8 protein-coding genes are annotated in these 7,584 nt (G+C 69.8%); 3 read left to right on the top strand and 5 right to left on the bottom strand.

The features are described from left to right. Positions 1 to 276 precede the first annotated feature (276 nt). Together GX015_RS12020 and glpX are read right to left on the bottom strand one after the other, a co-directional pair. The gene (locus tag GX015_RS12020; protein WP_291345391.1) at positions 277 to 1,677 is read right to left on the bottom strand and encodes a class II fumarate hydratase; all 1,401 of its coding nucleotides are present in this window, start codon (positions 1,675 to 1,677) and stop codon (positions 277 to 279) included. Positions 1,678 to 1,958: 281 nt separating this feature from the next. After that, on the bottom strand, positions 1,959 to 2,984 hold the full coding sequence (gene glpX / locus GX015_RS12025) for a class II fructose-bisphosphatase (protein ID WP_291345392.1): 1,026 nt from the start codon (positions 2,982 to 2,984) through the stop codon (positions 1,959 to 1,961). Positions 2,985 to 3,183: 199 nt separating this feature from the next. On the opposite strand from glpX, the gene GX015_RS12030 reads away from it, so the two are divergent. After that, entirely contained in the window at positions 3,184 to 3,753 is a 570-nt protein-coding gene (locus tag GX015_RS12030; RefSeq protein WP_291345393.1) for a DUF4245 domain-containing protein, read from the top strand. Here the strand turns inward: GX015_RS12030 and GX015_RS12035 are convergent. The 3 genes from GX015_RS12035 to GX015_RS12045 all read right to left on the bottom strand — a co-directional run bounded on the left by GX015_RS12035 (position 3,750) and on the right by GX015_RS12045 (position 5,858). Next, positions 3,750 to 4,022 (bottom strand): exodeoxyribonuclease VII small subunit, encoded by a 273-nt coding sequence (locus GX015_RS12035; RefSeq protein ID WP_291345394.1) that lies wholly within the window; start codon positions 4,020 to 4,022, stop codon positions 3,750 to 3,752. The genes GX015_RS12030 and GX015_RS12035 overlap by 4 nt on opposite strands. 72 nt (positions 4,023 to 4,094) lie before the next feature. After that, a complete protein-coding gene (gene xseA, locus GX015_RS12040) occupies positions 4,095 to 5,330 on the bottom strand; it encodes an exodeoxyribonuclease VII large subunit (RefSeq protein WP_291345395.1) in 1,236 nt (411 codons plus the stop codon). A 24-nt stretch (positions 5,331 to 5,354) separates the two neighbouring features. Further along, positions 5,355 to 5,858: a hypothetical protein gene (locus GX015_RS12045; RefSeq protein ID WP_291345396.1), complete on the bottom strand. Its 504-nt coding sequence runs from the start codon at positions 5,856 to 5,858 to the stop codon at positions 5,355 to 5,357. Positions 5,859 to 5,929: 71 nt separating this feature from the next. On the opposite strand from GX015_RS12045, the gene GX015_RS12050 reads away from it, so the two are divergent. After that, a complete protein-coding gene (locus tag GX015_RS12050) occupies positions 5,930 to 6,907 on the top strand; it encodes a 4-hydroxy-3-methylbut-2-enyl diphosphate reductase (protein ID WP_291345397.1) in 978 nt (325 codons plus the stop codon). A gap of 261 nt (positions 6,908 to 7,168) precedes the next feature. Further along, positions 7,169 to 7,584 (top strand): hypothetical protein (locus GX015_RS12055; RefSeq protein ID WP_291345398.1); only part of this gene is annotated, 416 nt, incomplete at its 3' end.

Here is a 7,584-nt window from a genome sequence, read left to right on the forward strand (position 1 = left end):
CGGCGCACCGCGCCGGGCCGCGCGAACCAGTCGACCACCCGCTCGCGCGGATGAAACAGCAGGTGGGTGAAACGGGCGGTGGTCGGTGCGATGAACGGGATGTCCATTGGTCGTCCTCTCGGGCCGGGTCGGCTCTTGGTGAACGACGATACGTGTTCGCCGTGAACGGGGGCCGGGATCTCCGTGCGCAGCCGGTGGTGCCAACGCAAAGCGCCCCGCCCCCGGAAACCCGGGGACGGGGCGCGGTGCTTCGACCCGAAGGCCGGAAACCGGAGATTAGTCGCGGTCGGTGTTGGCCATGGCCAGCACGTCGAGGCGCTTGTCCAGCTCCTCCTCCGTCAGCTTCTCGCCGTCGACGAAGCCCATGTCGATGACGGTCTGGCGGATGGTCTTGCCCTCCTTGAGGGCGGTCTTGGCCACCTTGGCGGCGTTCTCGTAGCCGATGGCGGAGTTCAGCGGCGTCACGATGGACGGCGAGGACTCGGCCAGGTTCTTCATGTGCTCCTCGTTCGGCTCGATGCCGTCGACCAGCTTCTCCGCGAAGACGCGGGCCGTGTTGGCCAGCAGGCGGGAAGACTCGAGGACGTTGCGGGCCATAACGGGGATGAACACGTTGAGCTCGAACTGGCCCTGGGTGCCGGCGAAGGCGACCGCGGCGTCGTTGCCGATGACCTGCGCCGAAACCTGGGTGGCGGTCTCGCACAGAACCGGGTTGACCTTGCCCGGCATGATCGACGAACCCGGCTGCAGGTCCGGCAGGCGGATCTCGCCCAGGCCGGTCAGCGGGCCGGAGCCCATCAGGCGGATGTCGTTGGCGATCTTGTACAGCGACACCGCGACGACGCGCATGGCGCCCGAGAACTCGACCAGCGCATCGCGGTTGGCCTGCGCCTCGAAGTGGTTCTTCGCCTCCGACAGCTGCTCGACGCCGGTGAGCTTCTTCAGCTCGTCGGTGACCTTGCCACCGAAGTCGGCCGGGGTGTTCAGGCCGGTGCCGACCGCGGTGCCGCCGATGGGCAGCTCGCCCAGGCGGGCGACGGTGGCCTCGATGCGCTCGATGCCCAGCTCGATCTGGCGGGCGTAACCGCCGAACTCCTGGCCCAGGGTCACCGGGACGGCGTCCATCAGGTGGGTGCGGCCCGACTTGACCACCGACTTCCACTCGGCGGCCTTCTTCGCCAGCGACTCCTGCAGGACCTTCAGGCCCGGGATCAGGTCGTTGACGGCGGCCTCGGTGGCGGCGACGTGGGTGGCGGTCGGGAACGTGTCGTTCGACGACTGGCCCATGTTGACGTGGTCGTTCGGGTGGACCTCGACGCCGTTGGCCTTCGCGATGGACGCGATGACCTCGTTGGTGTTCATGTTCGACGAAGTGCCCGAGCCGGTCTGGAACACGTCGATCGGGAACTCGGCGTCGTGCTTGCCCTCGGCGATCTCCTTGGCGGCGGCGACGATGGCGTCGGCCTGCTCGCCCGGGAGGAGGCCGCGGTCCTTGTTCACGATCGCGCACGCCGCCTTGAGCAGGCCCATCGCACGGATCTGCTGGGACTCGAGGCCGCGGCCGGAGATCGGGAAGTTCTCGACGGCACGCTGGGTCTGGGCACGCCACAGGGCGTCGACGGGCACCTTGACCTCGCCCATGGTGTCGTGCTCGATGCGGTACTGCTGCTCGGTCATAAATTCCTCTTTCGTCTCGGGTCCATCTGAGGTGTGAAAGGTGGATGGATTCCACCCACAAGTATGACGCACCCGCCGGGGCTGTGGCGATCCCCACCCCCGGCGGGTGCGTGTGATCCCCGCGACCGGGCCACCACGGCCGGCCTCGAAGGCTCGGGACGACGACCGCGCGCGTTCACGCGGCCGCCGAACGGTGTCTTGCTGGTGCGTCGCGCGCACCCGGCGCAGGCGCGTTCCCGGTGGGGGAAGCGCCTGCGGAAGCGGTTCCTGCAGGGCGATCCCTACAGGTCCATGTCCGGGAAGCCGTCCTTGCCGTAGTCCACGGAGGAGAACTGGCGCAGCTTCTCCAGCGAGTGCCACGCCTCGATGTTGCGGATCGTGCCGGACTTCGAGCGCATGACCAGCGAACGGGTCCAGGCGCCCTTGCCGCGGTAGGCGACGCCGCGCAGCATGTCGCCGTTGGTGACGCCGGTGGCGACGAAGTAGCAGTTGTCCGAGCGGACCAGGTCGTCGGTGGTCAGGACGGTGTCCAGCACCAGGCCGGCGTCGAGGGCCTTCTGGATCTCGGCCTCGTCGCGCGGGTGGAGCTTGCCCTGGATCTCGCCGCCCATGCACTTCATGGCACAGGCGGTGATGACGCCCTCCGGCGTGCCGCCGATGCCCATCATGATGTCGACCGAGTTGGTGGACTGGGCGGCGGCCACGGCGCCCGCAACGTCGCCGTCGCCGATGAGGCGGACCTTCGCGCCGGACTCGCGGATCTGGCGGATCATGTCCTCGTGGCGCGGGCGGTCCAGCACCATCACGGTGACGTCTTCCTTGCGCAGGCCCTTCGCCTTGGCGACGGCCTTGATGTTGTGCTCGACCGGCGCCTCGATGTCGATGGTGCCCGCGGCCTCCGGGCCGACGGCGATTTTGTCCATGTAGAACACGGCGGAGGGGTCGTACATCGAACCGCGCTCGGCGGCGGCCAGGACGGCGATGGAGTTCGGGCGGCCCTCGGCCATCAGCGTGGTGCCGTCGATCGGGTCGACGGCGATGTCGACCTCCGGGCCCTCGCCGTTGCCGACCTGCTCGCCGTTGAACAGCATCGGGGCCTCGTCCTTCTCGCCCTCGCCGATCACGACCACGCCGTTCATGGACACGGTGTTGATGAGCTTGCGCATCGCGTCGACCGCGGCGCCGTCGCCCTTCTCCTTCTGGCCGCGACCGACCCACTGGCCGGCGGCGAGAGCCGCGGACTCGGTGACGCGGACCAGCTCCATCGCCAGGTTGCGGTCGGGAACTTCGGGGTTGAGAGCAGACATGTTCGGGTGGCCTCCGTCGTAGATGATGAAGCGTCTGAAAATCGGCGCGTGTTCGGGTTCGCCCACCCGTTTCCGGGCCGACGGCCATGCGGGACGCGCCCCACATGGGCTCACCTCAAGTGTTCCACTTTTTCGGAAATCGCGGCGGGATCGGCGGTCGTGTTCGGGGGTGGCCGGCGGTGATGGCATACTTGTCCGCGTGAAATCGGAGAAGCCCAGGATCCTGCAGGACGGCCGCGACATGACCATGACCCTCGTGGTCCTGGGAATCGCGATGCTCGTCACCGTCGGCTTCACCGGCCTGTGCAGCTTCAACCCCGGGGCCCCCGAAAACGGGCCCGTCCGGGAGGTCGACTCGTCGGCCTTCCTGCAGATGGAGACCCAGCGCGCCGATTACCCGATCCGCGAGCCCGAGACCCCCGAGGGCTGGCAGCCCAATTCGGTGCGCGCCGGCATGGCGGAGGGCCACACCACGACGATCCTCGGCTTCGTCACCGCCAACGGCGATTACGTCCACGCGGTGCAGACCAGCGCCCCCGCCGACGTCCTGCCCGCCGACGGCAAGGCCCGCCTGAGCGACGGCACCGTCGACGTCGACGGCGTCACCTGGGAGAAGATGGAAGGCGTCGACGCCAACACCCGCCGCACGTGGGTCGCGGACCTCGGCGACTCCCGCGTCATGCTCGAGGGCTCGGCCAACGACGACGAGTACCGCACGCTGGCCAAGGCCATGCAGGACGCCCCGGTCCTGGTCAAGCAGACCAACTAGGCCGGTTCGTCCCCGTCCCCGTCCCCGGCGCCACGGGCGAGCGCGGCCTCGACCTTGGCCTTCGCTCCCGCAAGGTGCTCCTCGCAGCGCCCGGCCAGCGCCTCGCCGCGCTCCCACAGCGCCAGCGAATCGTCCAGGCCCATCTGGCCCAGCTCCAGCAGCTTCACGGTTTCCACCAGCTCGTCGCGGGCCTCTTCATACCCCAGCTTTTCGACGGCCACCGGTTCCGATCCCCGGCCATCACCCGCGCCGACAACGTCCTGGCTCATGTGCGTTCCCTCTCATGTCCCGGTCATGCGCCGGGGTTGGTCTGAAGTCTCGTGTCCTCGGGGCCGCGCCGATCAGTCGGCGGGCTTGACCCCCATGGCCGCCGCCGTGATCGAACCGTCCGCGACGCGGATTCGCAACTGCGAACCCGGCGGCGACTGGTCGATGGTGGTGACCACCTGATCCCCGGAGCCGTCCCGCGGCTGCACCTGCACCACGGAATACCCGCGGGCCAGCGTCGCCGCCGGTCCCAGCGCGGACACCTTGCCGCGCAGGCCGACGACCATCGATTCCTCCCGCTCGAGGCGCCGCGAGATCGCGCCGCGCAACCGGTCCCGGCCACGGCCGATGTCCTCGGCCCGCGCCCGGATCGGCGTCATCGGATCGGCCAACACGGGGCGCGAACGCAGGTCCGTGATGATGCGCGCCTCGCGGTCCACCCAACGTCGCAAAGCGGCCGCGGAGCGGGCCCGAAGCTCGTCGAGCCGGCGCCGCTCTTCCGCGACGTCCGGCACCACGCGCTTGGCCGCATCGGTCGGCGTGGCCGCCCGCAGATCCGCGACGTGATCGAGCAGGGGATTGTCCGGCTCGTGGCCGATGGCGGAGACCACCGGCGTGCGGGCACGGCTCACCGCACGGACCAGGGCCTCGTCGGAGAAGGGCAGCAGATCCTCCACCGAACCGCCGCCGCGCGCGATGATGATCACGTCGATCGACGGATCCGCGTCGAGCTTCTCCAGCGCGGGGATGATCTCGGAAACGGCCTTGCCACCCTGGACGATGGTGTTGATCACCTCGAAATCGACCTCCGGCCAGCGCCCCTGCGACACCGACAGCACGTCGCGCTCCGCGGCGGAGCCCCGACCGGTGATCAACCCGATGCGACGGGGAAGGAAGGGCAGGGGGCGTTTCAGGCGGGCGTCGAAAAGCCCCTCCGCGGCCAGGGCCACACGCAACCGCTCGATGCGCGCGAGCAGCTCGCCCACGCCCACCGGCCGCCACTGCGTCGCCCACAGGGAGAAGGAACCCCGGCCCGCGTAAAACGCGGGCTTGCCCAGCACGACCACCCGGTCGCCCGTGTTCAGCGGATTCGCGCGCAACGCAGACGTGGAACACGTCACCGACACCGAGGCATCGGCCTGCGTGTCGCGCAACGTCAGATACGACAGCTTCCACGACGGCTTGGAACTGATCTGCGCAATCTCGCCCTCGACCCAAATCTGGCCCAGCTGCTCGATCCAGTCCTTGATCATCTGGTTCAGGCGGCGGACCTGGACCGGCGCCTCCGGAGTGGTGGTCAACTTCGACATTCGATGGCTCCCCCTCGCCGCCGGCTAATCGCGCAGCGCGTTGTCGAGGAGCGTGCGGAACGCCGGACGATCGCCAAGGTCACGCTCGTGGCGGCTCAGCGCGGACAACTGCACGGCGTCGAGCATCGGGATCAGATCCTCCAGATCCTCCGCATCCAAGTCCCCGTAGCCCACCTCCGCGGCGACCTTCTCCGGAGTCTGCACGCCGCCGCCATTGGCCGTGGCCCCGGACGCCGCCGCCGACGCGGACCGGGCGGCGGCGGTCGCCGGGTCGACGTCCTCGTCGAACGTCGCCCACGACGGCTGCGCCACCACCGGCGTCGACAGCTCTTCGAGCACCGTGTCGCCCCGCGCCATCAACTCCGTGACGTTCTGGCGGGCGCGCATCGCGGACCCCGCCGCCGACGTCAGCGCCGAGCCGGCCAGCCGACCGGGCAGCCTGCGCAGGCGGTAGGGGAGACGGAAAGCCTCTTCGACGGTGGTCGCGGCGATGCCCGCCGCGAGGCGGAGGGGCAACGGTGCGGGCATGTCAACGCTCCTGCAGGACGGGAATGGGCGGTTTGTGTCGATTGTAGGTGCCTTTGGCTAGGGTGGTGCGCATGACGACTACCTCAACCGACGCAACCGCCGCCGAGAAGAAGGTGCTGCTGGCCGCCCCGCGCGGGTACTGCGCCGGCGTCGACCGCGCCGTCGAGACCGTGGAAAAGACCCTGGCCATGCACGGTGCGCCGCTGTACGTGCGCAAGGAGATCGTGCACAACAAGTTCGTGGTGGAGACCTTCGAGGATCAGGGCGTCATCTTCGTCGACGAGACCGACGAGGTCCCGCACGGCGCCAATCTGGTGTTTTCGGCCCACGGCGTCTCGCCGGAGGTGCACGCCCAGGCGAAGTCCCTGGACCTGCACACCTTCGACGCGACGTGCCCGCTGGTGACGAAGGTCCACAACGAGGTCAAGCGCTTCGCCCGCGATGGTTTCCAGATTCTGCTCATCGGCCACGAGGGCCACGAGGAGGTCGAGGGCACCGCCGGCGAGGCCCCGGATCGCGTTCACCTCATCGACGGCGCCGCGTCCGTCGAGGCCCTGGACTTCGGCCCCGACGAGAAGCTGGTGTGGCTGTCGCAGACCACGCTGTCGGTGGACGAGACCATGGAGATGGTCGACCTGCTCAAGGCGAAGTTCCCGCACATCCAGGATCCGCCGAGCGACGACATCTGCTACGCCACCCAGAACCGCCAGGTCGCGGTGAAGGCCCTGGCCCCGGAGTGCGACCTGGTCATCGTGGTCGGCTCGCAGAACTCGTCCAACTCGAAGCGCCTCGTCGAGGTCGCGCTCCAGGCCGGCGCCCGCGATTCGCACCTGGTCGACTACGCGCACCAGCTGCAGGAGGAGTGGTTCGACGGCGTCACCACCGTCGGCGTCACCTCGGGCGCGTCGGTGCCGGAGATCCTGGTCAAGGGCGTGCTCGACTTCCTGGCCGAGCGCGGCTACGCGGACGTCAAGGAGGTCCGCACGGCCAGCGAGAAGATCGTGTTCTCCCTGCCGCGCGAGCTGCGCGAGGCCCGCGTCCAGCGCTAGTTTCCCCGCTCCGCCGCACTGGCGGAGATGGGCGAAGCCCGGGTGATCATCGTGATCACCCGGGCTTTTTCGCGTGTTTCGGCGGCGGCATGCGGTTCATCGCCGGCGTCTCGTCGGACTCGGCCCGTCCTCCGCAGCCGGTCGGTCAGTTGCGGTCGATCAGTCGCGGCGGTCGCCGCGGGAGTGCCGCGGGCGTTCGTGGCGCGGCGGCCATTCCTGCACGGGCCTGCGGCGCGGGTTCGCTTCACGACGGCCATCGTCGTGCATCGCCCGCCCGCGCACGTCGTCCCGGCGGACGTCATCCCGGCGCGCGGCGGCACGGCGCGGGGCGACGCGGCGGTCCTCACGACGGTCTTCCCTGCGGTCATCCCGCCGGATCGCGCGGTCATCGCCGAAGCGGTGGTCGCGCGCGTCCCGCTCCTGCGGTCGGCCACGGCGGGGATCCTCGGGGCGGCGCGCATCACGGTGGGCGTCGCGCGGATCTGCACCGCCGAAGTTTCGGCGGTCGTCCACCCTGCGGTCGCTCATCCGACGGTCGTCGGCACGGCGCGGCATCGGGCGCCCGGCGGCCGCGCGCTGCTCCATCATCCGCTGCTCGGCGCGGGGATCGCGGCGGCGGACCTGGCGTTCGGGGCCCTGCACGGGCGGTCGCTCCGGGCGCTCGAGACGCTCGGAAC

It is taken from the genome of Corynebacterium sp., assembly GCF_012837295.1.
Lineage (GTDB): Bacteria > Actinomycetota > Actinomycetes > Mycobacteriales > Mycobacteriaceae > Corynebacterium.